The following is a 25,720-nucleotide window of genomic DNA, read 5'->3' on the forward strand; positions in this document are numbered from 1 at the left end:
GCCATGATGCAAAGATTTCCGCTGCACGCGCTGAGCAATGCCGCACCGGGGGCGCCGCTGTTCGCGATCCGCCTGATTGATCGCCGCACCGGCGAAGTGCCGCGCCTGAACGGCAAGCCGATCAGTTTCCTGACCGCCACGCCGCGTCAGGCGGTCGAGGATCTGCTGAAAGACCGCGACCGCAGCAAATGGATCGCGCAGGTCGATCCGGTCGGGCTGTCGGGGCAGGCGCCTGAAACCGCAGGCTTGGGCCGGACCGGAACCGAGCGCCCGAATTAGCGCGCCGGTTGCGGACGCGCCAGGGCAGACGGCCCGCCGCGCCGGGTGATGGCGGGGGCCAGCACCGGCAGCAATTCCTGGGGGGACTGCACGAAATCGGTGGCCGGGCGGGCCAGCAGGGCCTGCCGCGCCTGCGCCAGATCGGCGCGGGTCAGGCGCGACAGCAGCGCCGCCAGTTCTGCCGGATCGGGACGGGGAATGGTGAAGCCCAGCCCGTCCTGCGCGATGCGCCGCCCGGTCTGAGTGTCGGACAAACCGATCTGCGGGCAGCCGCACCAGCTTGCCTCATAGATCCGGTTCGGCAACAGCCAATCCGAATTCGTGCCGCGCTGCCACATATCCTGTGCCCAGACCAGATCGCAGCCCGCATAGGCCTGCGCCAGCCCATCGGGGTAGCGATAGGGGCCGGTCCATTCGGCATTGGGCCGCTTGGCCAGTTCATCGCGGAAATTCGTCAGCGCATGATCGTGCAGCGCGCCGGAAAAGCGCAGGCGCAGCCGGTCGCCCATCAGATCAAGCGTCCGGAACAGCAAGTCGGCCGAGGCCTGACAGCGGATCGACCCGACCAGTCCCAGCGTGATCGGCGCATCATCGGGCTTGGGGTCGGGCATCGCCGGACGGGCAGGGGCGGCGGCGGGATCAAGTCCCAGCCACAGCTTGTTTTCCACCAAGGCCACCGGGCCACGATAGCCCTGCATCGGCGCGAAGTAATTCTCGACAAAGCCGGGCGAGGACACCACCAGCAGCGCGGCATTGGCCAGCACGCGGCGTTCGGCCAGCCGCATGATCCGGCCCTTGCGGCCGGACGCGGTCATCAGGTCGTGGATGTCCAGACATTCATAGACCAGCGGCGCAGCGGCCCGCCCGGCACGCAGGGCGGCAAGGCGACGGGCGGTCAGGGCGATCATCGCAAGGTCAAGATTGCGCGCGATGATCAGCTGCGCATCCGCCAGCACGCGCCATTGCGACATGGCGCGGCGGACCGCGCCGCCCAGCCCCAGCGCCCGGCCCTTGATGTCCTGATGCTTGACCAGCCCAAGGTCGATGTTCTGCCATTCCGGGCTGAAATCCGGGCTGCCCTCGCGGCGCTGGCAAAAGGAAGTGACCTCGCAGCCAAGCGCCCGCAGCGCCCGGATGCGGCGGATCTGCGAAGCCTCGGCCACATCGAAGCCAAAGACCGCGATGCGCAGCCCCTGCGCCTGTTCGGGCTGGATCGGGGTCATGCCGGATCGCCGCCGTAAAGCTGGGCCTGCGGGCGGTCGGTGGTCAGCGCGGTGACGACGCCGCGATGCAACTGGCCACGCAGGAACCAGAAATTGCGCTTGGTTTCGTCATCGGCGTGGCGGCGTTCCTGAATGCGGCAATAAGCGGCCTTGGCGCTGGCCGTCACCAGCAGCTTGGCCCGCGCGACAGGCGTCGGCGCGGTGATGATATGGGTCTGACCCATGCGGAAGCGGCGATTGGCCAGCCATTCCAGCGTCTGCCGGTTCGGCGGCACCGATTCGCTGAGCGTGGCCTTGGGCGCTGCGACCATGCGCATCCCCATGCGCGACAGGCGCAGAAAGAATTCGGTATCCTCGCCGCCTGTGGTGCCGCGCGCCAGATCATAACGCTCATTGACCCATGGCATGCCTTTCCAGCGTATGATGGCATTGCCGCTGTTGGCCGTCGGCACCTTTTCCAGTTCCGGATAGCTGGAGTGATAGTCCAGCTCGCGCACCCAATGCGGGGTGTCGGCGGGATAGTCGGCGATCACCTTGCCGATGGCGCATTCCGCGCCCGCCTTGACGGCGGCATCAAGGATCTCGGCCAGCCAGTCGGGGGTGACGATTTCATCGTCATCCAGCCCGGCAACCCAATCGGCATCGCCCGCCGCATCCAGACAGGCGTTCCGCGCGATCGAGATATTGCGCGCCGGCGCATGGACATAGACCAGCGGAATGGGCAGCAGCCCCGCCGCCTCGGTCACGACCTGCCGGGCGCTGTCGGTGTCGTCATTATCGGCGATGACAAGGCGCAGCTCATGCTGGTCGACCCCGCGCAGCTTGCCGATGGATGCAATGGTTTCCGCGACCTGAGGGCGGCGGAACGTGCACATCAGGATATCAATGCGCATGGGTCTGGCTCCGTTTGAAAATCATCCCGCTGAGGAAACCGGCGCCCCAAGGGATGTGCATGGCAGCAAGCGCGGGACCAGCCCAAAGCCCGCAGGCGCTGGAATGGCGAAAGGTCATGGCCAGCGAAGCGCCGACCAGAACAGCCAGATACAGCAAAGGCCAGAACAGCCCCAGCCAGACCAGACCCGACGCACCCGCAAGCGCGCCAAGTGCCACAAGCAGCAGCCCGGCCGCGATCAGCACCAGATTGACCGCTGGCGCGATCTGACGCAAGCGCGGACGCATGGCGTGCTTGGTGACGGTGCGCGCGCGGCCCCGGCCATAGTTCCAGTATTGCCGCCCCAGCTTCTGCAGGGTCGGGCGCATCCAGTAATCCAGCCGCAACTCTGCCGCCAGCCAGATCCGGCCGCCCGCCAGACGAATGCGGTGGTCCAGCTCGGCATCCTCATTATGGCTGAAGCTGGGGTCATAGCCGCCGACGCGGCGGAACCAGTCCAGATCCATGGCGGCATGATGGCCGTGATCCACCTCGCGCGAGGCGCGCCCGCCGCGATGCGCCGATCCGCCCGAACCGACCGGCGTGTCGACGATCCATGCGGCGGCCTTCTGAAAGCAGCTCTGCCCGCGCGAATCCATCGGCACCACGACCGAGGCGCAGCCCTTTTCGACCAGCATATCCGCCGCCTGCATCGCATAGCCCGGGGGATAAAGCGCATGGGCATCGGCGCGCAGCATGACGCGGTGGCGCGGCAGCGCGCAGAATTCGACGGCGTGGTTGATGCCCGCCGATTGCAGCCGACCGGCATTATGGATCAGCCGCAGATTGGGAAATTCCTGCGACAGGCGGGTGACGATCTGGCGCGTGGCATCATGGCTGCCGCCATCGGCCACGACGATATCGACATGCCGCAATCGCGGATCGCCGGTCAGCAGCGACCGCAGGCAGGGCTCGATCGCGGTTTCCTCGTTCAGGGTGGGCACGACGATCAGCACCTCATCGCCACGGATGGCGTGGCCCGTGTCTTGGTCAGTGTCGTTGATCGAGGCAAATTGGTTCATGGCGACACCGTTTTCGAGCCATCCGTGTTGCCCGGCAACAGGTGGCGCAGCGTGGCCAACGTCGGGTCCACGCCCAGCTTGCGCCGGCACAGCACCGTCATGGCGATCTGGCCCAGCAGATTGGCCATGACCGCGCCGATGGCCGCGCCGACGACGCCCCAAAGCGCGCCAAAGGCACAGATCAGCACGACGCAGCTGATGGCGCCGATCACATTGCCGGTAAAGTCCTGCCGGCCCAGACCGCGCGACGACATCAGCACCGTGGCCGGTCCCAAAACGACCGACGTGGCGGGGATCAGCAGCATGATCAGCAGCGCGGGGCCGGCGTCATGGAACTCGGTCCCGAACCAGCCAAGCGCCATGCGGCCGAACAGCAGAACCAGCACCGCGCCCAGCAACAGCCCCGCCAGCTTGATCGCGCCCGAGCTGGCCAGCAGCTTGTCGCGGCGCTGATCGGCCCGCGCTGCCATGGCTTGCGCGATGCGCGGGCTGAAGGCCACGTCGACGGCGACGACACCGAAATTGATGATGTTGATGATGGAGAAGGCGACGGCGAACAGGCTGGTCTCGGTGCCGGTCAGCACAAGGCCGGCCGTCGCGATCAGGATCGCCTTGCGGTATTCGGTCATGATCAGGCCGGGGGTCAGCCAGATGCCCAGCTTGGTCCAGCCCAGCCATTCCGAACGGTCGCTGCGGGTATGCTGCAGAAAGGTGAAATCGTCGCGCAGCAGGCGGTTCTGGATCAGAACCGTGATGCCCTCGGACAGGGCGAACAGCAGCACGACATGCCATGGCTGCATCTGCAGACCCGCAAGCCAGGCCAGTCCCAGTCCCAGCGTCAGCACAACAGGCCCGGTCAGCAGGCGCGGCATCAGCCCCTTGCGCATCACACCAAGCGCCGAGGCATGGCGGGCGGTCAGCCGGGCCATGGCCACCAGCACAATGGCCAGCACCATCGCAGCGACCGTCGCCGGGGTTTCGGGCACGGCAATCCCGACCGCATAAATCAGCCCGACGATGGCCAGCAGGACCGGCGTCATCATCATCACAAGCTGGCGGTTGAAGCGGATATAGCCCGCGGCCTTTTCAAGCTGCCCGTCATGGCGCGCGGGCACGACAACCTTCATGGCGCCGGATTCAAGGTTCAGCGTCATCATGATCGAGATGATCTGCGCCACCGAAATCGCCTGCAACGCATGGCCCGAGGCCTCGGGCTGCAGCAGCCGAACCAGCAGCAGCGTCCAGACCAGCGTCAGCACATTCGCTCCGATCCGGGCGACGATCAGCAGAAGCGAATCGATCAGACCGCCGGAATGGTCGCTGCCCATGCGTTTCCCCAGAAACTTAACCATGGCTGAAACCGGAAAATTTGACGTAAAGGTCAGGCCCAGCAGGCAATGCGGGGCTGGCCAACATCTGCAACTCGTGTTTAGATTGCAGTATCATGTTTGGCATTCTTCTCACAGGAATTGTCGCAGGTGCGGTCGCCGGTTTGCTGGCGGCCGGTTTCGCGGGCACAGGGCCCCTTGCGACACTTGCGGTCGTCGTTGTTGCTGCGAATGTTTTCGCAGCAGGTGCGATTTTTGTCAGGCAGAACAAGAAACCGGCGGCCCGAAGGACCGCCGTTCCGTTCATTTCCCGGTTGCCCCAACAACGACCATCACGGTCCGGGCGAGAATAGAGATATCCTTCGTCAGCGAATGTGACTGCGCATAATCGCGGTCAAGCCGGACCCGTTCGTCATAAGACACATCGTTGCGCCCGCTGACTTGCCACATGCCGGTCAGGCCGGGCCGGACGGCGTGGTAGTGATGAACAGATTCGCCATAACGCTCTAGTTCGGGCGCGGTGACGGGGCGGGGGCCGACCAGGCTCATGTCGCCACGAATCACGTTCCACAGCTGCGGCAGCTCATCAAGGCTGGTTTTGCGCAGCGTCTGGCCCAGTTTGGTGATGCGCGGATCTTTGTCCAGCTTGCGATGCTCTTCCCATTCCTTGCGGGCGATGGGATCGTTTGCAATCAGGTCTTGCAGGCGCTGTTCGGCATTGGGAACCATCGTGCGGAACTTCAGGCAGCGGAATTTCCGCCCGTTCCGGCCCACGCGCTCGTGACCGAAAATCATGCCTTTACCTTGCATTCTAACGAAAAATGCCACGACAAGAATGATCGGCAGGAATACCATGCCAATGGTGAAAGCACCGGTCACGTCCAGCGTGCGCTTGCCCGCCACGTTGTACCAGTTGCGGCCCGAAACCGGCCCGGGGCTTAGACGCGGCTGCGCCCCCAAAGCATGTCTGTCCATGGCGTCGGGGGTCGTTTTTACGGCGTCAGACAACATTGATACTCGCTCCTGAAACATGCGCCAAAGCTCGGGGAAGGAAGAAAACTCTATCGCCCGGATAAATAACAGTAGTTCTGACCTGAAAGTGAACCCTGATGCAGAAGGCTGTCAATTGCAGCTTGGCGGAAAACTGCTGAGTTCGGCAAAATTTTGCTGCAGGGCAGCGAAGATCGGACGAATCTGATGCAGCACTGCATCCAAGAATTGCATTTCTCTTAAATGACAGTTGCGCACTATTTTAATTTTATCCTCCGCATCTCTGAAAACATTAAAATTTTACCGAATTGGAGGGTAGATTATGTGAGCGACATTCAACCTTTGGTTGCCAAGCGCAAAATTTTTCAACAGGCGGATATTCGCCTGTGTGGTATTTTTATAAGTCACACTGCTTATTTATTAGCCGTTGATACTTGCCCTTTGGGATAGTATTACTGATTTCGGATCAATTGGATATCGACAGATGCCCTGCGTTGTCCAACACTGCCTGCATAGGCGCATCTTTGCCGATTATGTGTTTTAGCGAGTAAGATGGACCACATGTCTCCAAGCTTATTTTCCCCTGATGTTCAGCGCACCGCGCTTACTGTTTTCGCACATCCCGACGATGCAGAGATTTCTTGTTTTGGTTTGCTGTCCAAGCTTCGCCGCGAAGGTTGGCGCATTGCCATGGTCGTCGTCACGCGCGGCGAAAACGGTGCGGATGTCGCATCCTGGGACAGAATGAATGAGGCTCGCCGCGCTGCAGAAAGTATCGGCGCCGAGCTGATCTTCGGGGATTTCTCGGACGGGTTCGTCACGGTATCGGGCGATCTGGTGCATTGGATCGAAGGCCTGATGCAAGAGTGGCGGCCAGATATCGTGCTGACCCATTTCACGGGCGACAACCGCACCAGCCATCAGGACCACGTGGCGGTCGAGGCTGCGGTGCAGATCGCCGTCCGCCGTGCGCCATGGCGTCCCACCCTGCTGCTGGGCGAGGGGATCGACCACGACATGACGTTCCGCCCTAACTGGTTCGTCGACATCACCGAAGACTATGAGACCAAGGCCGCCGCGATCGCCATGCATGAATCGCAGAGCCACAAATACTACATGCGCCGCGAACATGTGGATGTCAGGTCACGGCGCTGGGATATCAACTTCTCGCGTCCATCGGGAGCCGCCGAGTATCTGCCGCGCTACTGGGAAGCCTATTTCCTCGTCCAGCACGCGATGTGATCCGGGTTTTCTGGGCGCTGTCGAAAGGTCCAAGCTACAATGAAGATCGATCCCTCGATCATTGAAACGTCGTCACTGGTGCGCAGGGACGAAGACAGGCTCGTGGATTTCATCGTGATCGGTGCCATGCGCGCCGGCACGACGATGTTGCAGGACATTCTGGAAAAGCACCCCCAGATCTCGATGGCGCGGGTCAAGGAAACCGATTATTTTATCGCCGAAAAGAACTATGCGCGCGGTCCCGACTGGTATCGCGGGCAGTTCGACACCACGCGGGCATTGCGCGGCGAGGTCAGCCCGAACTATGCCAAGGCCCGTGATTTTCCCGGCGTGCCCCAGCGGATCTTCCGCGACTGTCCCGATGCCCGGCTGATCTATGTGCTGCGCGATCCGGTCAAACGGGCCGTGTCGCAATACCTGCATTCGTGGAACATGGGTGAGGTCACGGAAACGCCCGCGCAGATGGCGGGAGGACATGAATATTTCAGCATCATGGACACCAGCAACTATGCCGCCCAGCTGGATGCCTATCTGCAATATTTCGACCGCTCGCAGATTCTTGTGATTGAATTCGAAAGCCTGATCAGCGCGCCACAGGTGCATCTTGATGCGATACTGGCCCATATCGGCGCCAGCCCGATGCAGATGCCCGGCATGGATCGGCAGAACGCGAATGACGAATTGGAGCGCGTGCCGATGGCCGTGCTGAAGCTGTCGCAAGGCAGGCTGAGGCCGCTGCTGACGCGCCTTATCAGCCCGGCGCTGCGCCGCAGGCTGCGGCAGATGCTGGCGCGTCTGGGCTCGGCGCGCGTCGCACCCTGCTTTCCCGAGCCGATGCTTGTGACCATGCGCAGCGAACTGGCCCCCGAGGTCAGCCGGTTACGCAAGATGACCGGGCAGGAGTTTTCCAAATGGTCGATCTGACGCAGGGCCCCGATCGCCCGATGGGGTGGGGGGGCCGGATCGGCGATGGGCAGCGCGCATTCTGGCTGGCCTATGATGTCGGCCTGCTGTCGCTGACGGTCATTGCCATGGCCGACATGCCGCAGCGCTGGGGTGTGGGTGGCTTGGTCTGGCTGCTGGTCTATCTGCTGTTCATCCTGCGAGTCACGATGATCTGGCCGGATTACTTCCGGCTGCTGTCGCGCAACTGGACGCTGCTGCTGTTCGCAACAGTCTGCCTGATCTCGGTGGTGTGGTCGGGGTCTCGGGCGACGACCATGGCGGCAGGCACGCAGATGATGATGTCGACGCTGATCGCTGTGTATGTCGGATGGAGGTTCAGTCCAAAGCAGCTGATCATCGGTATCTTCCTGATCGTATCAGCGGGGTCTGCGCTGTCGCTCGTCAACATGGTCGTGGGATTTGTGCAGCCCGTCTACAGCGCTGTTGGCGGTTTGCTTGGGATCTATACAAACAAGAACACCTTGGGACATTATTCGCAGATGGCGGCGCTGATGTCGCTGACCGTCCTTTTGATGCGCCCCGGAGAAGTGCCGCGCCTGCTGCGCCTGTATGCGCCGTTTGCTTTTGCCATCTGTGCATTTGCAATGGTCATGTCGAAGTCCATGACAGCGGTGCTGCTGTTGCCCTGCTATACGGGGCTGTTTTTGCTGATCAATCGCCGCCGGCTTCCGGTAAGTCTGCGCTATGGTACGATCGGGCTGCTGATCGTGCTGATCGGAGCAGGTCCCTTCGTGCTGGCACTGATGGGCATTGACCCTCTGACCGAGATTTTCCGGGCGACAGGCAAGGATCCGACCCTGACCGGCCGCACGGATTTGTGGGGCATCGGTCTGGGCGTCGCCGCGCAATCCCCGCTCACGGGTTTCGGCTTTGGTGCCTTCTGGGCGATGGACAGATTTGCACCAGAGCAATTCGCGGTGGTTCAGGCGGGCTCCCCTGCACCGTCCTTTCACAACTTCATGATCGACATTCTGGTTGGCACGGGAGCGATCGGGCTTGCGTGCAACCTGACGCTTCTGGGAACCGTGCTGTGGCGGACGCTGCGGTTTTATCTGGCGACAGGTTGGGCCTTGGCATCAGGCTGTCTGGTGCTGACCCTGCTTCCGCTGAATGTGGGTCTTGTCGAAACCTATTTGTTCCGCCAGCACGAGTTCATGCTCATGTGGCTTATCATGATCGGTGTCAGCGTGAAATGTCACGCGCCGCCCTTCGTCAATCCGTCAAGCCGTAATCTGGCCGGCGATCTCTCCCAGGTGAATGATTAAAGATGATAAAATTTTCTCCACTTACGCAGTTTCGTCGCAGGTCGCGTCTTTACATGGGCCGGTCGATCCACACCGTCTCTCCGACGCGGCTGCGCAAGCGCTGCGTCTATATGCATATGCCCAAATGCGGCGGCACCTCGGTGTCCGAGGCGCTGTATGCCACCGTTCCCCTGCATCAGAAGATCGGCATTCTGGATTCGGTGTCGATCCGCAAGGCCATGGGCGTGCTGAAGGCGGATGTGAACAATGACATCGCCTTTCACGACGAAGGCGACAATGCCGACGAAATCGCCGCCTTTCGCGAACAGCTGCTGGTCATGCACATGTGCCATAACGCGCAGCTGATCCACGGGCATTTCCTGTTTTCGGAACAGGCGTGGAAGCATTTCGGCAAGGATTACAGCTATATCACCATCCTGCGCGATCCGGTGAAGCGCACCATCTCGAACTATCGCTTCGACAAGCGGATCGGGCATTTCTTCGGCGATTTCGACGAATATCTGGAAAGCGATCACGGTCGCCGTCAGGCGCTGCACAAGCTGCGCTATTTCAGCGGTATGGCCACGGTGCGCCCCGATCAGGAGGCGCAGGCCATGGCGCTGGCCAAGCAGAACATGGCCCGCTTCGCGCTGATCGGCTTCATGGAGGACATGGACGGGTTCGCCCGCGATTTCGGCAAGATCTTCGGCGTGAAACCGCGGATCGCGCATTACAACGGCGCGGGCAAACAGGACGCCCCGTTGCAGATGACCGAAAGCCAGCGGCGCCGGCTTGAGCAGCTTTGCGCCCCCGATATCGAGCTTTTTGAACATTCCCGACGCATCGCGCCTGGCCTGATGCAGCAAGAACTGAAAGTGATAGCCGCATGATCCAGAATGACCGTCAATGGCGCCGTGTCGCCGAACCGCCGCGGGATGGGACTGTGCCTGAGGTCGATCTTGCCTCGACGCTGCGGGCCATCACATCCGGCCTGCGCCGTCGCTGGCGTCTGATCGCCGGGACGACGCTTCTGATGTCGCTTTTGGCGCTGGCCTATGTGCTGACGGCCACGCCGCAATATACCGCGCGCGCCGCGCTGGTCATCGACCCGCGCATCTCGAACTCGCCCAACGGGGTCGAGGCGCCGACGCTTCTGCTGTCGGATGCGCTGTTGGTGGACAGTGAAATCAAAGTGCTGGGCTCGCGCGATGTGACCTCGCGCGTGGCGCAGTCGCTGGGCCTTTACGACATGGAGCCCGAGCCGGAATCCGTCAGCCTGCCGCGCATGGTGCTGAACGGGATCGGCGCCCTGCTGGGCAGCGGGTCCGAGCCGCCGACCTTCGCCGATGCCGAAGCAGCCGAGGCGACCCGGCGCGAGACGATCCGTCAGAAGATGATGGAGGGTTTCGACATCAGCCGTGACGGCGGCACCTATGTGATCGACATCGCCTATACCTCGGAAGATCCGATGTTTGCGACCCGCGCGGTCAATTCGATGGTCGACGAATATTTCAAGGCCGCCTCGGATGCCGCGCTGTCCGACACCCGCCGCATCCATGGCTGGCTGGACCAGCGCGTGCAGGTGCTGGGGCAGGAGGTGCAGACCGCCGATGCCGCAGTCGCGCAATATCGCCAGGCCAATGACCTGTTTGCGATGCGCGACGGCAATCTGCCGTCCGAGGTGGAACTCTCCAACGCCAACGATCTGCTGATCCGCCTGCGTCAGGAACTGATCGAAACCCAGACCCGTCAGGACAAGATCAAGGCCATCGTCGCGTCGCAATCCACGGGCGCGCTGCTGGACGGCACGCTGGGCGGCGAAGTCGCCAGCCCGGCGCTGCGCGATTTCCAGACCCGCTATTCCGGGCTGGTGGCCGAGGAGACCGATCTGGTCACGCGCTGGGGCGCCAACAGCGACATGGTGAACCGCAACCGCAGCGATCAGGCCCGCCTGCGCGAAGCGATGATGCAGGAAGCCGGACAGATCGTCGAACGTCTGGACACGCAGATCATCACCGTGCGTCGCCAGATCACCGCGACCGAACAGCATGTGGAAGAATTGCGCGACCGCTCGAACTCGGATGCGCAGAAGTCGATCCAGCTGAACGTGCTGGAGCGTGAGGCCGACGCCAAACGCGGCCTTTATCAGTCGATGCTGAATGAGCTGAACACCTCGGCCCAGCGGGAAACCTTCCAGCGCTCGCCCGCCCGCGTCATCGGGCAGGCCGTGCCCCCGGATGAGAAATCCTCGCCCAAGGGCATGCGCACGCTGATCCTTGCCATTTTCGGTGGTCTGGTCATCGGTTCGGCGCTGGCTTTCCTGCGTGAGGTCATGGACAACCGGCTGCTGCGCATCTCGGATGTGCGCGAGGGGCTGGGTCTGCGCTATCTGGGGATGCTGCCCGGCGTGCGTTCGTCCTATTCGGTCAAGCCCAGCGGGTTGATGCAGCCCGCGCGCGGCGACGGCGTGCAGCGCGTGCTGCGCGGCCTTGCCGCCGAATTGCAGCAGCGTCGCCCGGAACGCGGTGCGCTGGTCACGGGCGTCGTGTCCTGCCGCCGGGGCGAGGGGCGGGCACAGACCGCAGGCTGGCTGTCGGCGGAACTGGCGGGCCATGATGCGCGCGTGGCGCTGATCTCGATTGTGCCGGAACATGCGCGGTTGTTCGCAGGCCAGCCGGGCCACATGGCGCTGCCCGCGCTGAACCAGATCGGCGATGTCGCCCAATTGTCGGGCCGGATCGCGCAACTGGCACAGGCGGGGCGTCCTGCCGTGGTGTCCATGGCCGAAGGCGTCACCGCCGATCTGCTGTCGCCCGCGCAATTTCAGGCGCTGGCCGGCGTATTGCAGGGGTTGCGCGAGAAGGTGGATCACGTCGTGCTGATCCTGCCCGCCATCTCGGACCTGTCCGAGGCCGAGATTGCCTCGGGGCTGGTGGATGGCGCGATCATCAGTCTGCGCTGGGGTCAGGAACGCGCCCCCGAAATCGCCGAGACGCTGGGGGCCAGCCGCGTGCTGCGTCCGATGCTGCTGGGGGGTCTCTTCACCGCCAACACCGCACGCGGCTTTTCGCGCTATAACTAAGGCCAGGTCGCTGAACGCATCAGGGCCGTCCCAGCTTGGGGCGGCCTTTTTTCTGTTCGTAAGCGGCATTGCGTCAGGGCTGGGCCGCTGACGCATTCACCGCGATCGTGTAAAGCCCGGTCGTCGCAGTGATGAACAGCCGGTTGCCGCGCGGCCCGCCAAAGCACAGGTTCGACACGACCTGCGGCACAAGGATCTTGCCCAGCAGCGTGCCGTCGGGCGCGAACACATGCACCCCATCCGCAGCCGAGGACCAGATATTGCCCTGCGCATCGCAGCGGATCCCGTCCGGCAGCCCGGCATCGACCGTCGCGAAATCGCGGCCATTCGCCGGGCCTTCGGCCGTCATCTCATAGGCGCGGATCACCGGGGGAATGGCCGCGTCATGGCTTGATCCGGATTCGGCGACATACAGCAGGCGTTCGTCGGGCGAAAAGCACAGGCCGTTCGGCTGGGTGAAATCGGTGATGACGGGCTGGGCCGCGCCGCCCTCGGCAGGGATGCGCCAGACATAGCTGCCGGGCTGTTCGGGCGTGGCCTTATAACCCTCAAGATCCGACATGATGCCATAGGTCGGGTCGGTGAACCAGATGCTGCCGTCGCGGCTGACCACGACATCATTGGGTGAATTCAGCCGCTGGCCCGCGCCTTGGTTGGCCAGCGTGGTCAGCGTGCCGTCATGTTCGGTCCGTGTCACCGCGCGCAGCCCGTGGTGACAGGTCACAAGGCGGCCCTGACCGTCGCGAGTATTGCCGTTGGAATAGCCCGAATCCTCGCGAAAGATCGAACAGCCGGTCTGTGCGGTCCAGCGCATCATGCGATGCGCGGGGATGTCGGAAAACAGCAGCATCTGGGCGGCGGGAAACCAGACCGGACCCTCGGTCCATTCAAAGCCCGCGCCGATCTGGCGAAGCTGGGCATTGGGATGGATCAGCCCGCGAAAGCGTGGGTCGCGTTTGTCGTAAATGCTCATAGACGGGCCTTTCTGCCGCTGGCTGTGGCGACGATGGCGATGATGATGACCCCGGTGGCCAGCAGCCGCACGCCGGCCCCCAAGCCATAGGAGTTCAGCATCGAGACGATCAGATACATGAACAGCGCGCCCGCCCAGATGCCGGGCACGTTGGAATTGCCGCCCGCGATCGAGGATCCGCCGATGACGGTGACGGCGATGGACATCAGCAGGAACTCGGCCCCCATGTTCAGCGCCGCGCCGCCGGAAAAGCAGGCCAGCAGAAAGCCGGTCAGGCCCGCCATGACGGCGCAGGTGATATAGGTGGCGGCTGTCACGCTGGCGACCGGCACACCAGCCAGCCGCGCGGCGCGCGGGTTCTGCCCGATGGCCGAGATGCGCCTGCCGAACCGCGCGCGGTTCAGGATGATCCAGAACAGCACGGTGATGGCCAGCGCCACCCATGCAAGGTTCGGGATGCCCAGCACCGCGCGGCCTGTGGTGAAATCGGCCAGCGCCTGCGGCGGTTTGATGCGCAGTCCACGGTTCGACCAGATGGCCAGCGACTGATACAGGAAGCTGGCCGACAGGGTGGCGATGATCGGCGGGATGCGCAGCAGGCGGATCAGCGCAAAGTTCACGATCCCCACGCCCACCCCGATCAGCAGCGCCGCCAGCAGCCCCGCGACGATCCAGAGGCCGCCGGCGCCGTTCATCAGCTTCAGCGACAGGGTCGCGGCCAGCGTCATCGTGGCGGGGATCGACAGATCGGTATTGCCCGGCCCCATGGTGATGACCAGCATCTGTCCCAGCCCGGTCAGGACCGAGAAGCTGCCAAAGGTCAGCGCCGCGACCAGCAGCGCCATGCCGCCTCCGCCGCCCGCGCTCAGCGGCCATGTGGCGCCGAAGGCCGCGAAGGCCGCGATCCATGCCCAGAACCACGGGGCTTTGTGCAGGTTTGTCATGTGCGCCTCTCTGCCTGACGGACGACAAGACGGGCGGCCAGCACAAGGATCAGGATCGCGCCCTGCGCGCCGATCTGCCAGTCGGGCGACAGCCGCAGGAAGGACAGGAAGCTGCCCGCCAGCGTCAGGGTCAGCGCCCCGATCACCGCACCCACCGGCGAGACGCGCCCGCCGGTGAATTCGCCGCCGCCAAGGATCACCCCTGCGATGGACAGCAGCGTATAGCGCAGCGCGATATTGGCATCGCCCGAGGTGGTCAGCCCCACCAGCGCCATCCCGGCCAGCACGGCAAACACCCCCGCCACGGCATAGGCCCATGCCCGCAGCGCAATGGTCGAACGCCCCGCGCGCGACACCGCCCGCGCATTGCCCCCCAGCGCGCGCAGCCGCACGCCGAAGGCCGATCGCATGATGACCAGATGCGCGACCGTGGCGATGACCACGCTGGCAATGATCGCCACCGGCACCATCGGCGGCTTGGCCTTCATGATGGCGGTCAGCCAGACCGGTGCCGTGCCCCCGGGCGAGGGCAGGATCAGCACCGCGGCCCCGCCCCAGACGAAGGACATGCCCAGCGTGACGACGATGGCGGGCAGGCCGCGCGCCTCGATCAGCGCGCCAAGCGCGGCATAGGCCGCGACGCAACCCAGCAGCATCAGCGCGCCCATCGCCGGGTTCACCGGCAGGATCGCGGCGGTGATGCAGGCCACCAGACTGACAAAGGCCCCCATCGACAGGTCGATATCGCCGACCATGATGATGACCATCTGCGCCACCGTCGCCAAGGCGATGGGCACGGCCAGATTGAACAGCAGGTTCAGCCCGACATAGCTCATGGCGCGGGGCTGCAGCCAGAATACGGCGCAGATCAGCACCGCAAGCGAGATCACGGGCAGCGCAAGGCGTGCGTTCACCACCCTCATGCCGCGTGGTCTCCGAATTCAAAGCTGGCGGCAAGGACGGCTTCCTCGGTGATGTCCTGCCCCTGCAGCTCGGCCGAGATCGCGCCGTCGCGGAAGACGAACACCCGGTCGCAGTTGCGGATCTCGTCCATCTCGGTCGAATACCACAGGAAGGTGCGGCCGGATGCGGCCTCATGGCGGATCATGTCGTAAACCTCGGTCTTGGTGCCGATATCGACGCCGCGCATGGGATCGTCCATGACGACGACCGGCGCATGCGTCGCAAGTGCGCGGGCGAACAGGGCCTTTTGCTGGTTGCCGCCCGACAGCGACAGGATCGGGTTGCCCATGTCGGGTGTGCGGATGCCGATGCGCTTTTGCCAATCCGTGCCGATGCGCTGTTCCTGCGCCTGATCGACCAGCCCCCAGCGGGTCAGGCGGTCCAGCGCGGCCAGCGTCAGGTTGCGGCGGATCGACCAGATCGGCATGACGCCATCGCGCCGCCGGTCGCCCGCGACAAAGACCGCTTCGGGATCGCGGCTGCCGCGCCAGTCGCTGCTGCGCGACAGATAAAAGCGCGCCAGAGCCTCGGCCTGCCCGTGGCCTGCCAGACCGGCCAGACCGACGATTTCGCCGCGCCGGGCCTCGATCCCTTCGGGGGTGCGCAGGATGTGGTTGGACGTGTCGCCAAGCGCGCGGGCCAGGGCTGCGGCGCTGGGCTGGTGATCGTCATCGGCCACATGGCCCATCAGATCGACCAGCCCCTGCCGCGAAAACGCTGCCGCTGGCCGATCCGCGATGCAGCGCCCGTCGCGCATGACGACGATGCGGGTGGCGACATCGAAAATCTCGCCCAGCATGTGCGAGATGAAGATGACCGCGCCGCCCGCGCCGCAAAAGCGCCGGATATGCGCCATTAGCTGCGCCGCGATCGAGGCGTCCAGCGACGAGGTGGGCTCATCCAGCACCACCAGCCGGGCCGGGGACGCGCCTTCGGCAAAACCGATGGCGATTTCCACCATCTGCGCTTCGGCCAGCGTCATGTCGACGACCAGCGTGTCGCGGCGGATGCGGTGGCCCGGAAAGATCCGGTCCAAAGCCGCCATGACACGGCCCCCCGCCACCCCGCGCCAGCCCCAGCCGGTCAGGTCGCGCTGGGTCACCTGCAGGTTCTCCAGCACGGTCAGGTTGGGACATAGCGTGCCTTCCTGCGAGATGGCGCGGATGCCTGCGGACAGGTGATCGGCATGGCCGGGATAGGCGACCCGGCCCTCGGTCGGCGCAAACAGGCTGGTGATCAGGTTCACCAGCGTCGATTTTCCGGCCCCGTTATGGCCCACCAGCCCCAGACATTCGCCGGGGCCGATGGACAGGGTCACGCGGTCCAGCGCCTTCAGCGCGCCGAAGGATTTCGACGCGCCATCCAGCACCACGACCGCCGCGCGGTCAGCGTCGGTCATCAGCTTGCGGACCCGCCGATCACTTGCTTGGCGTCGTCCAGCGTGTAATCCACGTTGGTGACGCCGCCTTCGGGGGTCGATTCAAGCGCCTGATCCAGCGTGTCCTGCGTCACCGACAGGAAAGGCACGGTCAGATCCTTGGGCACGTCCTGCCCGTCCAGGATCTGCTGCGCCACCCAGAAGGCCAGCGTCGAGACCCCCGGCGCAATCGAGGTGGACATGGTTTCATACTGGTTCGCGTCGCGCTGTTCGCCCCACCATTTCAGCTCATCCTGACGGTTGCCCATGATGATGATCGGCGTGGGCCGTCCCGCCGCCGCAAAGGCCTGCGCCGCGCCATAGCCGTCGCCGCCCTGCGTCACCACGCCCACGATATCGGGCAGCGACGGCAGGATGCCCGCCACGGCCTTTTGCGCTACGTCCTGCGCCCAGTCGCCGTTCACCGATCCCACGACCTTGAAGTTCGGATGCGCGGCCACGCCCTCCTGAATGCCCGCATGGATTTCGTCATCCACCGAAACGCCCGCAAGGCCGCGGATCTCCAGCAGGTTGCCGCCCTCGGGCAGGCGACCGGCCAGATAGTCGATCTCGCCCTTGCCCATGGCCTTGAAGTCCACGGCGACGCGCCACGCGCAGGGCTCGGTCACGATGCCGTCGAAGCTGACGACGGTGATGCCCGCATCGCAGGCCTCTTTCACCGCGCCGTTCAGCGCCGTGGGCGAGGCCGCGTTGATGACGATGGCATCATAGCCCTGCAGGATCATGTTCTGGATCTGCGCGGCCTGTTCGGTCGCCTGATTCTCGGCGGTGGTAAAGGCGTCGGCGCTGGCCACGACGCCATCGGCCACGGCCTTGTCGGTCACGCGCTTCCAGCTTTCCAGCATGGCCTGACGCCAGCTGTTGCCGGCATAGTTGTTGGACAGTGCGATTTTCTTGTCGGCCGTATCGGCCATCGCGGCCGTGCCGGCCAGCATGGCGGCAGCCGTCAGCATCAATCCCTTGCGGGTCATGGTCTTTCCCCTCCCTAGGACGCTCTCCCCAGCGTCTGGTCGCATCAGGATAGGCGCGCGGCGGCATCTGCATAGCCCCGGATGCGCGGGCGTGCTGCATGTCCCCGCGTCCCGTTTGCGGAAACCCGCAAGGGTCCATGCGGGTGCTTGGCGCTGACATGGGCTTTGTGGCAACGTCATGACACCGCAGGGGAGGGCGGCCATGTGCAAGTCACCGTCGATGACATCGACCCCGGCCCGCTGCTGCCGCATCTGTTCCGCATCTCGCGGGCGCTGGCGGGGCGGCTGGATTTCCTGTCGGCCATCCAGTCGGTCGCGCAGGAAATCGAACGCTTTTTGCCCTATGACCATCTGGACCTGTGCCTGCTGCGCCATGACGGCAATGTCTCGGCTGCCTATGAAACCGGGATCGAAACCGCATGGGGCCGCCACGGCACCGGCGATGTGCGCAATTCCCCCATCCGCGAGATCCTGCTGGGCCACCTGCCCAACATGCTGACCGAGGATGCGACCCGCGATCCGCGCTTTGCCTTCGCCGAGGCGTTCAACGGGCCCATTCACGATCACGGGCTGCGCGCGCGGGTGCATGTGCCGCTGGTCGTGGCGGATGGCGTCATCGGGGGTCTCAGCATCAGTTCGCACCGCGCCGGGGTCTACGGGCCGCGCGACGTGGCGGCGGCGCAATATGTGGCCGATCTGATCTCGCCCTATGTGTTCGCGCTGCGCGAGGCCGAGCGGTCGCGCCATGCCGCCATCGTCGAGACCGAGGCCCGCGCCCGCGAAGAGGGATTGCGGCTGGGCGCGCGCGATCTGACGCAGGCGCTGGAACAGGAACGCCAGCGCATCGGTATGGATCTGCACGACCAGACGCTGGCCGACCTGTCGCGGCTGATGCGCGATCTGACGCGCCCCGATGCGCCCGCCACGCCCGAGGTGATGGCGCGGCTGGATGGCTGTGTCAGCGATCTGCGGCGGATCATCGACACCGCCGTGCCCTCGATCCTTGAGATGTTCGGCTTTGCCCATGCCGTGCGCGTGCATCTGGAACGCGCCACCCGCGACGGCACGCGGATTGCGGTGCATGACGACAGCGACGGCGCGCCAGACCGGCTGGATCCGGTGGCGCGGATCGCGCTTTACCGCATCGTGCAGGAAGCCATCAACAATGCCGGGCGCCATGCCCGCGCCGCGCGGATCGACGTGCGCATCGCCCAGACGCCGCGCCTGCGTGTCACCGTGGCCGATGACGGCTGCGGCCTGCCCGATGACATCCGCCGGTCGCGCAAGCGGGGTGGCCTGTCGCATATGCGCACCCGCGCGCAGCTGATCGGGGCGCGGCTGTCGGTCCGCTCGGGCCGCACCGGCACCAGCGTCAGCGTCAGCCTGCCGAAGGAGCAGCCATGAAGATCCTGCTGGTCGAGGACGACCCCCTGCACGCCGCCTTTCTGCGCGATGCCGTGGGTCAGGCGCTGCCCGAGGTCAGCCAGATCCTGACCGCCGAAAACGGCCGCGAGGGCGAGGCGATGGCCCGCCGCGACGTGCAGGCGGTGGTCATGGATCTGCAGATGAAGGAACGCAACGGCATCGACGCCGCCCGCACCATCTGGTCGGAACGTCCCGAGACCCGGATCCTGTTCTGGTCGAACTATGCCGATGAGGCCTATCTGCGCGGGTTGACGCGGATCGTGCCCAACGGCTCGCCCTATGGCTATGTGCTGAAGACCGCGCCCGTGCAGCGGCTGCATCTGGCGATGCGCGCCGTGCTGGTCGAGGGGCAGGTTGTCGTGGACCGCGAAATCCACCGGCTGCAACAGCGCCAAAGCCGCCCGGCGCAGGGCCTGTCGGAAAGCGAATATCAGGTGCTGCTGGATATGGCGCTGGGGCTGCCGGACCGCGAAATCGCCCGCAGGCGGGGCATGTCCGAACGCACGGTGCAAAACCGGCTGCTGGCGCTTTACGACAAGCTGGCCGTCGATCTGCCGGGCGACGCGCAGGCGATGAACAAGCGCGTGCGCGCCGTCGCCTGCGCCATGACCAGCGGCGCCCTGAATGTCGAGGCATTGCGCATCGCCGAACGCGAGATGCTGGACTGGCTGGGCAGCGGCTACAGCCGCTCCAGATAGGGCAGGGGTTCGGGCTGGATCATGTCCTGCACCGCCTCGATCCGCAGCATGGCACGGCGGCGCGAGATGCGCAGATGCGCGACCAGCGCGGCCTTGGCCGCCGCCACGTCCCCGGCCAGAAGGTGGTTCACGATCTCCAGATGTTCGCCCAGAAACGGTTCGGTTCCGAACAGTTCCAGCGTCCATTGATACAGGAAATGATGCGCGACCAGCAGCGCCTGCGGCAGGCTGATCGCGCGCATCAGCGCCTCATTGCCGCAATGGCCCAGCAGATCGACATGCAGCTGCTGTTCCAGCCGGTCCAGCACGGCGGCGTCGATGCTGGCATCCCGCGCCATGGCCCTGTGCAGATCGGCCTGCATCTGTTGCAGAAAGCCTGCGGGCAGTTTCGGCACGGCCTTTTCCATGGCCGCCGGTTCCAGAAGCCAGCGCAGTTCAAACAGCTCATCGACATTCGCCGCCGTCAGGGCCGGGGCGATCCAGCGGCTGTTGTCATCCTTGCGGATGATGCCGCGCTGTTGCAGCCGCCCCATGACATCGCGCGCCACCGTGCGGCTGACGCCATGATGGCGGGCCATCTCGGCCTCATTCACCCGCCAGCTTGCCAGTGAGGTGCGCGAGACGATGGCAAGCTCGATATCGGGATACAGCATTTCCCAACTGCTGCGCGGCGTCAGCCGGGTTTCGGGCAAGACGCCCAAGGGGGCCGTGGCAGAGCCGCCGCGGACCTTGTAGCGGCTGCCCACCCGCTCGATCAGCCCGGCCTCGGTCAGTTCCTGCAGGGCCATGCGGGCGGGGGCGCGGCTGATGCCGAACCGCTCGGCCAGACCAAGCTGGGTCAGGAACGTCCCGTCGGGCAGGGCGCCACTGGTAATGTCATGGGCCAGCGCGTCGCGGGCCTGCTGATACAGGCGCGGCGCAAGCTGTTTCGCGGGGCGGGCGGGGTCGGTGTCGGACATGGGCGCAGATTGCGCATGAGGCCGGGTTTTGCAATTCCAATCGGCTGTTGCGCAATTGTGTCGCAGGTGTCTAGTGTGCGCAAAGATCATTGACGGGAGGTGCTCATGACCGCAGCCAGCCGGGTGTCCTTGCCCGATCTTGACCGCTTTTGCCGCGCGGCGTTTCTGGCCTTGGGGGCCAATGCCGAAACCGCCGATGCCGCAACCCGCGCGATGATGCATGGCACGACGCTGGGCGTCGACAGCCACGGCGTTCGGTTGCTGCCGCATTATCTGACCGCGCTGCAGGGCGGGCGGCTGAACCTGAACCCGCAGCCGAAAAAACTCGGCGGTTTCGGCGCGGTCGAGGTCTGGGACGCCGATCACGCGCAGGGTGCGGTGGGCGCATATCGCGGCATGGCCCGCGCCATCGAACTGGCCGGGCAATTCGGGATCGGCGCGGTGGGCGTGCGCAACGGGTCGCATTTCGGTCCGGCAGGGGCCTATGCGGTCGAGGCGGCGCGGGCAGGCATGATCGGCGTAACCTTCTGCAATTCCGACAGTTTCGTGCGTCTGCATGATGGTGCGATGCGGTTTCACGGCACCAATCCGATTGCGGTTGCAGCACCTGCGGCGGGCGATCCATGGCTGCTGGATATGGCAACCAGCGCCATCCCCTTTAACCGCGTGCAGCTTTACCAAAGCCTTGGCGTCACGCTGCCGGAAGGGGTCGCCTCGGATGTGCAGGGCGTCGATACCCGCGATGCGCATCAGGCGGATATGCTGGCGCCCTTGGGGGGCGAGTTCGGCTTCAAGGGCGCGGCGCTGGCAGGTGTGGCCGAGATCTTCAGCGCCGTGCTGACCGGCATGACGCTCAGCTTTGATATTGCCCCCATGGGCGGCCCGGACATGGCCACGCCGCGGCAGATGGGATCGTTTGTCATGGCGGTCAATCCTGAAGCTTTCGGCGACCGCGCGGGCTTTGATGCCGCAATGGCGCATTACCTGAATACACTGCGCAATTCACCCGCGCGCGCGGGCTGCAAGGTCATGGCTCCGGGGGATCGCGAATGGCAGGTTGCGGCGGAACGCCTTGAAAACGGGGTGGTTCTGGACCCGGTGACGCTGGCGGGCTTTGATCATTGGGCCACACGGCTGGGCATCGTGATGCCCGACATGTAGGGGCATCCGCGAACAGATTTCAGGCCAAGCTGGAAAATTGTCTTGACCAAAATTGGAATCGCCCCATAACGTCACAAGTGGTCAAACCAGTTTGGCCGCGCGGTGTGGAGGCCGCGCATCGGCGGAGGGAACATGCTGACAGATGCAAGGCCGCGCCGCCAATATCGGCAGGTGGCCGATCAGATCCTTGGGCTGGCAAGCGGGCAGGGCCTTGGTCCCGGCGCGCGCTTGCCGTCGGAACGCGATCTGGCCGAACAGCTTGGCGTGTCGCGTCCGTCGCTGCGCGAGGCGCTGATCGCGCTTGAGGTCGAAGGCCATGTCGAAATCCGCATGGGCTCGGGCGTCTATCTGGGCGCGCGTCCGCCGGAACCGGGGGCCGATCAGACCGGCGAAAGCCCGCTGGAGCTGTTGCAGGCCCGCTGCATCATCGAAAGCGCCATCGCCGAGGAGGCGGCGCGGCGCGCCACACCCGATCTGATTGCGCGTCTTGACCGCAATCTGGCCGAGATGGGGGCCGCGGTTCACGATACGCCCGTGGCGATCCGCACCGATGGCGAATTTCACATCACGCTGGCCTCGGGCATCGGCAATGCCGTGCTGGGCAGCCTGACCGAAAATATCTATGCCCGCCGTCTGTCGCCGCTGTTCGCGCAATTCTCGACCCATTTCGAGGGGCCGCGCACCTGGCGGCTGGCCTTGGCCGAACATGGCGCGATCCGCGATGCCATTGCCGAGGGCGACCCGGCCGCAGCGCGCGAAGCGATGCGCCATCACCTGACCGAATCTCAGCGCCGCTTTATCGAAGGACGCCTGTTCGAGCGCTGAAACCCTGACACCGAACTTAACGCTATTGGGAGGATACGCATGAAGTTCACGATGAAAGCCCTGCTGGGTGCCGCGGCCGTGCTGGCCAGCGCCGCCGTCGCGCAGGCCCAGACCACGCTGAAATGGGCGCATGTCTATGAAACGTCAGAGCCGTTCCACACTGAATCTGTCTGGGCCGCCGACGAGATCGCCAAGCGCACCGATGGCCGCTACAAGATCGACGTCTACCCCGCCTCGCAGCTGGGCAAGGAAGCCGACATCAATCAGGGCCTGAAGCTGGGCACGGTGGATATCATCATCTCGGGCTCCAGCTTCGCGTCGCGGGAATACAAGCCGATCGGCGTGACCTATTACCCCTATATCTTCCGCGACCCGTCGCATCTGATCGCCTATACGAAAAGCGATGTCTTCAAGAAGCTGGCCGCCGGATATGAGGAAGCCTCGGGCAACCACATCACCGCCGTGACCTATTACGGCACGCGCCACACCACGGCCAACAAGGACATCAAGACCTGTGCCGACATGCAGGGGCTGAAGATGCGCGTGCCGGACGTGCCCGCCTATCTGGCGATGCCGCGTGCCTGTGGGGCGAACACCACCCCCATCGCCTTTGCCGAGGTCTATCTGGCGCTGCAGAACGGCACGGTCGAGGCGCAGGAAAACCCGCTGACCGCCATCGAGGCCAAGAAGTTCTACGAAGTTCAGAAGAACATCGTCCTGACCGGCCATATCGTCGATCACCTGAACACCGTGATGTCGAAAACCACATGGGCCAGCCTCTCGGACGAGGACAAGGCGATCTTTTCCGAAGTCATGCTTGAGGCCGCCGAACGCGCCACCAAGATCGTCGAGGAACGCGAGGCGGCGCTGGTCGACAAGTTCAAGGCCGACGGCCTGACCGTGACCGAGGTGGACAAGGAAGACTTCCTGAAGAACGTCCTCGAAAAGTCGCCGCTGGAACAATACGGCTATCTGAAAGAGGACTGGGACGCCATCCGCGCGGTCCAGTAACCCCATCGCGCCGGGGCCATGCGCCCCGGCCCATCCCAAAATTCCGGAGCTGATCCATGGCCGATCACGATCACACGCTGACCAGCGTGGAGCAAATGGCGCATGCCTTCGAGGACGAGGTGACCGAGGTGGACCTGTCACCCTATGCCCCCGAGGACTGGCTGACGCTGGCCGTTTTCTGGGCCATGGCGGTCTGCATCTTTCTGCAGTTCTTCACGCGCTATGTGCTGAACAACAGTTTCGCCTGGACCGAGGAAATCGCCGCCAACTGTCTGGTGGTCGTGGTGTTTCTGGGCTCGGTCATGTGCGTGCGGCAGGCGCGCCACATCGTCGTGGACCTGATCTTCAACTTCCTGCCGCGCAAGGTCGGCCGGTCGCTGGAAATCGCCGTCGACATCATCTCGGTCGCGTTCTTCGGCTATATGTGCTGGCTGATGTGGCGCTATGTCGCCATCGTCGGATCCGAGCGCATGGTGACCGTCGATCTGCCGCGCGGCATCGTCTTCTACACCGTGCTTGTGGCCTTTGTGCTGATGTTTCTGCGCGGCGTGCAGAACTTCGTGCGCGACCTGACCCGCGCGAAAACCGTCCGTGAACAAGCTGCCGAAAGCGGCACGACAGGGATCTGAACATGCTTCTGCTTATTGGTGGCTTTCTTCTGCTGATGATCGTCGGGGTGCCGGTTGCGGTGTCGATGGCGGTGTCGTCCTTGGCCTATCTTCTGGTCTATAACGTCGCGCCCGATATCGTGGCCGCGCAGCGCATGATCGCGGGGGTGGAAAGCTTTCCGCTGATCGCCGTGCCGTTCTTTATCCTTGCCGGCAACCTGATGAACATCGCGGGCGTGACCGGGCGCATCTATCACTTTGCCCTGTCGCTGGTCGGCTGGATGAAGGGCGGTCTGGCGCAGGTCAACATCATCGGTTCGGTCGTGTTCTCGGGCATGTCGGGCACGGCGCTGGCCGACGCGGCGGGCATCGGCACGATCGAGATCAAGGCGATGAAGGATCACGGCTACCCGGTCGAGGCCGCCGTGGGCGTCACCGCCGCATCGGCTACGCTGGGGCCGATCTTTCCGCCGTCGCTGCCTTTCGTCATCTATGGCATGATGGCCAATGCCTCGATCGGGGCGCTGTTCATGGCGGGGATCCTGCCGGGCATCGTCATGACGGTGCTGATGATGCTGACCGTCTGGATCTTTGCCCGCCGCAAGGGCTGGGGCAGCGATACGCCCTTCGAGCTGCGCCAGCTGATGGGGGCCGGGCTTGAGGTGGTGATCGTGCTGTGCTTCCCGCTGGCGGTCTATCTGATGATCATGGCGGGGCTGTCGATCAACATCGCGGTGCTGATCGCGCTGGCCGCACTGATCGCCGCCGACTGGTATTTCGACTGGCACGCCGTCATGGCGCTGATGGCCCCGGTGCTGCTGATCGGCGGCATGACGATGGGCTGGTTCACCCCCACCGAGGCCGCTGTCGCCGCCGTGCTGTGGTCGCTGTTTCTGGGACTGGTGCGGTATCGGACCATGACCTTCCGCACGCTTGCCAAGGCCAGCTTCGACACCATCGAGACCACGGCATCCGTGCTGTTCATCGTCACCGCCGCGTCGATCTTTGCCTGGCTGCTGACGGTGTCGCAGGCGGCGGCGCTGTTTGCCGATTTCATGTTCTCGCTGACCGACAACTGGTGGACCTTCCTGATCATCGTCAACATCATCCTGCTGATCGTCGGCGCGTTTCTGGACACCATTGCCGCCATCTCGATCCTTGTGCCGATCCTGATGCCGGTGGCGGCGAAATACGGCGTCGATCCGGTGCATATGGGCGTCATCGTCACGCTGAACCTGATGATCGGGCTTCTGACGCCTCCGGTGGGGATGGTGCTGTTCGTGCTGGCGCGAATATCCAAGATGTCGGTCGAACGCACGGCGCTGGCGATCCTGCCATGGATGATCCCGCTGTTCGTGGCGCTGCTGCTGATCACCTTTATTCCCGCCCTGACGCTGTGGCTGCCGACGCAGCTTGGCCTGATCCGCTAGGAGCGCG

At 64.4% G+C, this 25,720-nt stretch carries 24 protein-coding genes; 13 read left to right on the forward strand and 11 right to left on the reverse strand.

Features of this window, described 5'->3' with window-relative positions:
• Nucleotides 1–3: 3 nt before the first annotated feature.
• Nucleotides 4–279, forward strand: coding sequence for a hypothetical protein (locus GL284_RS09280; protein ID WP_196216751.1), 276 nt, complete (start codon nucleotides 4–6; stop codon nucleotides 277–279).
• Here GL284_RS09280 and GL284_RS09285 read toward each other — a convergent pair.
• The 5 genes from GL284_RS09285 to GL284_RS09305 form a co-directional block, all read right to left on the reverse strand.
• Nucleotides 276–1,502: a glycosyltransferase gene (locus GL284_RS09285; RefSeq protein WP_155044322.1), complete on the reverse strand. Its 1,227-nt coding sequence runs from the start codon at nucleotides 1,500–1,502 to the stop codon at nucleotides 276–278. The genes GL284_RS09280 and GL284_RS09285 overlap by 4 nt on opposite strands.
• Nucleotides 1,499–2,395 (reverse strand): glycosyltransferase family 2 protein, encoded by an 897-nt coding sequence (locus GL284_RS09290; RefSeq protein WP_155044323.1) that lies wholly within the window; start codon nucleotides 2,393–2,395, stop codon nucleotides 1,499–1,501. The genes GL284_RS09285 and GL284_RS09290 overlap by 4 nt, the downstream gene beginning before the upstream one ends.
• Nucleotides 2,385–3,455 carry a glycosyltransferase family 2 protein gene (locus GL284_RS09295; protein ID WP_155044324.1) on the reverse strand — a complete coding sequence of 357 codons (1,071 nt, stop codon included), beginning with the start codon at nucleotides 3,453–3,455 and terminating at the stop codon, nucleotides 2,385–2,387. Before GL284_RS09295 ends, GL284_RS09290 begins: the two co-directional genes overlap by 11 nt.
• On the reverse strand, nucleotides 3,452–4,807 hold the full coding sequence (locus GL284_RS09300) for a lipopolysaccharide biosynthesis protein (protein WP_155044325.1): 1,356 nt from the start codon (nucleotides 4,805–4,807) through the stop codon (nucleotides 3,452–3,454). The genes GL284_RS09295 and GL284_RS09300 overlap by 4 nt, the downstream gene beginning before the upstream one ends.
• Before the next feature lie 279 nt (nucleotides 4,808–5,086).
• Nucleotides 5,087–5,794, reverse strand: a complete 708-nt coding sequence (locus GL284_RS09305) for a sugar transferase (protein WP_230383004.1) — start codon at nucleotides 5,792–5,794, stop codon at nucleotides 5,087–5,089.
• Nucleotides 5,795–6,325: 531 nt separating this feature from the next.
• Here GL284_RS09305 and GL284_RS09310 point away from each other — a divergent pair.
• Genes GL284_RS09310 through GL284_RS09330 form a run of 5 tightly spaced genes read left to right on the forward strand, consistent with a single transcriptional unit; the run spans nucleotide 6,326 to nucleotide 12,307 of the window.
• Nucleotides 6,326–7,015, forward strand: coding sequence for a PIG-L deacetylase family protein (locus GL284_RS09310; protein WP_155044326.1), 690 nt, complete (start codon nucleotides 6,326–6,328; stop codon nucleotides 7,013–7,015).
• A 39-nt stretch (nucleotides 7,016–7,054) separates the two neighbouring features.
• Nucleotides 7,055–7,939: a sulfotransferase family protein gene (locus GL284_RS09315; protein WP_155044327.1), complete on the forward strand. Its 885-nt coding sequence runs from the start codon at nucleotides 7,055–7,057 to the stop codon at nucleotides 7,937–7,939.
• Nucleotides 7,927–9,246 carry an O-antigen ligase family protein gene (locus GL284_RS09320; RefSeq protein ID WP_155044328.1) on the forward strand — a complete coding sequence of 440 codons (1,320 nt, stop codon included), beginning with the start codon at nucleotides 7,927–7,929 and terminating at the stop codon, nucleotides 9,244–9,246. The genes GL284_RS09315 and GL284_RS09320 overlap by 13 nt, the downstream gene beginning before the upstream one ends.
• Nucleotides 9,247–9,248: 2 nt before the next feature.
• A complete protein-coding gene (locus GL284_RS09325; protein WP_155044329.1) occupies nucleotides 9,249–10,115 on the forward strand; it encodes a sulfotransferase family 2 domain-containing protein in 867 nt (288 codons plus the stop codon).
• 53 nt (nucleotides 10,116–10,168) lie between these two features.
• On the forward strand, nucleotides 10,169–12,307 hold the full coding sequence (locus GL284_RS09330; RefSeq protein ID WP_196216750.1) for a Wzz/FepE/Etk N-terminal domain-containing protein: 2,139 nt from the start codon (nucleotides 10,169–10,171) through the stop codon (nucleotides 12,305–12,307).
• A 73-nt stretch (nucleotides 12,308–12,380) separates the two neighbouring features.
• Here GL284_RS09330 and GL284_RS09335 read toward each other — a convergent pair whose 3' ends face one another.
• Genes GL284_RS09335 through GL284_RS09355 form a run of 5 tightly spaced genes read right to left on the reverse strand, consistent with a single transcriptional unit; the run spans nucleotide 12,381 to nucleotide 17,596 of the window.
• Complete coding sequence (locus GL284_RS09335) at nucleotides 12,381–13,280, reverse strand: SMP-30/gluconolactonase/LRE family protein (protein WP_155044331.1); 900 nt, start codon at nucleotides 13,278–13,280, stop codon at nucleotides 12,381–12,383.
• A complete protein-coding gene (locus GL284_RS09340) occupies nucleotides 13,277–14,224 on the reverse strand; it encodes an ABC transporter permease (protein ID WP_155044332.1) in 948 nt (315 codons plus the stop codon). Before GL284_RS09340 ends, GL284_RS09335 begins: the two co-directional genes overlap by 4 nt.
• On the reverse strand, nucleotides 14,221–15,138 hold the full coding sequence (locus tag GL284_RS09345; protein WP_341870335.1) for an ABC transporter permease: 918 nt from the start codon (nucleotides 15,136–15,138) through the stop codon (nucleotides 14,221–14,223). The genes GL284_RS09340 and GL284_RS09345 overlap by 4 nt, the downstream gene beginning before the upstream one ends.
• Before the next feature lie 5 nt (nucleotides 15,139–15,143).
• Nucleotides 15,144–16,586: an ATP-binding cassette domain-containing protein gene (locus GL284_RS09350; RefSeq protein ID WP_155044334.1), complete on the reverse strand. Its 1,443-nt coding sequence runs from the start codon at nucleotides 16,584–16,586 to the stop codon at nucleotides 15,144–15,146.
• Nucleotides 16,586–17,596 (reverse strand): ABC transporter substrate-binding protein, encoded by a 1,011-nt coding sequence (locus tag GL284_RS09355; RefSeq protein WP_155044335.1) that lies wholly within the window; start codon nucleotides 17,594–17,596, stop codon nucleotides 16,586–16,588. Before GL284_RS09355 ends, GL284_RS09350 begins: the two co-directional genes overlap by 1 nt.
• Before the next feature lie 147 nt (nucleotides 17,597–17,743).
• Between GL284_RS09355 and GL284_RS09360 the strand changes: the two genes are divergently transcribed.
• Together GL284_RS09360 and GL284_RS09365 are read left to right on the forward strand one after the other, a co-directional pair.
• Complete coding sequence (locus tag GL284_RS09360) at nucleotides 17,744–19,000, forward strand: GAF domain-containing sensor histidine kinase (protein ID WP_230383003.1); 1,257 nt, start codon at nucleotides 17,744–17,746, stop codon at nucleotides 18,998–19,000.
• Entirely contained in the window at nucleotides 18,997–19,719 is a 723-nt protein-coding gene (locus GL284_RS09365; RefSeq protein WP_155044337.1) for a response regulator transcription factor, read from the forward strand. The genes GL284_RS09360 and GL284_RS09365 overlap by 4 nt, the downstream gene beginning before the upstream one ends.
• On the opposite strand, the gene GL284_RS09370 is transcribed toward GL284_RS09365, so the two are convergent.
• Nucleotides 19,701–20,678: a GntR family transcriptional regulator gene (locus GL284_RS09370; RefSeq protein ID WP_155044338.1), complete on the reverse strand. Its 978-nt coding sequence runs from the start codon at nucleotides 20,676–20,678 to the stop codon at nucleotides 19,701–19,703. The two genes, GL284_RS09365 and GL284_RS09370, sit on opposite strands and share 19 nt — an antisense overlap.
• 105 nt (nucleotides 20,679–20,783) lie before the next feature.
• Here GL284_RS09370 and GL284_RS09375 point away from each other — a divergent pair, with 105 nt between their 5' ends.
• The 5 genes from GL284_RS09375 to GL284_RS09395 all read left to right on the forward strand — a co-directional run bounded on the left by GL284_RS09375 (nucleotide 20,784) and on the right by GL284_RS09395 (nucleotide 25,713).
• Nucleotides 20,784–21,839, forward strand: a complete 1,056-nt coding sequence (locus tag GL284_RS09375; protein WP_155044339.1) for an Ldh family oxidoreductase — start codon at nucleotides 20,784–20,786, stop codon at nucleotides 21,837–21,839.
• 132 nt (nucleotides 21,840–21,971) lie between these two features.
• On the forward strand, nucleotides 21,972–22,664 hold the full coding sequence (locus tag GL284_RS09380) for a FadR/GntR family transcriptional regulator (RefSeq protein WP_155044340.1): 693 nt from the start codon (nucleotides 21,972–21,974) through the stop codon (nucleotides 22,662–22,664).
• A gap of 39 nt (nucleotides 22,665–22,703) precedes the next feature.
• The gene (locus tag GL284_RS09385; RefSeq protein ID WP_155044341.1) at nucleotides 22,704–23,675 is read left to right on the forward strand and encodes a sialic acid TRAP transporter substrate-binding protein SiaP; all 972 of its coding nucleotides are present in this window, start codon (nucleotides 22,704–22,706) and stop codon (nucleotides 23,673–23,675) included.
• 56 nt (nucleotides 23,676–23,731) lie between these two features.
• Entirely contained in the window at nucleotides 23,732–24,304 is a 573-nt protein-coding gene (locus GL284_RS09390; protein ID WP_155044342.1) for a TRAP transporter small permease, read from the forward strand.
• Nucleotides 24,305–24,306: 2 nt separating this feature from the next.
• Complete coding sequence (locus GL284_RS09395) at nucleotides 24,307–25,713, forward strand: TRAP transporter large permease (RefSeq protein ID WP_155044343.1); 1,407 nt, start codon at nucleotides 24,307–24,309, stop codon at nucleotides 25,711–25,713.
• The last annotated feature ends 7 nt before the right edge of the window (nucleotides 25,714–25,720 follow it).

The organism is Paracoccus shanxieyensis (assembly GCF_009711265.1).
Lineage (GTDB): Bacteria > Pseudomonadota > Alphaproteobacteria > Rhodobacterales > Rhodobacteraceae > Paracoccus > Paracoccus shanxieyensis.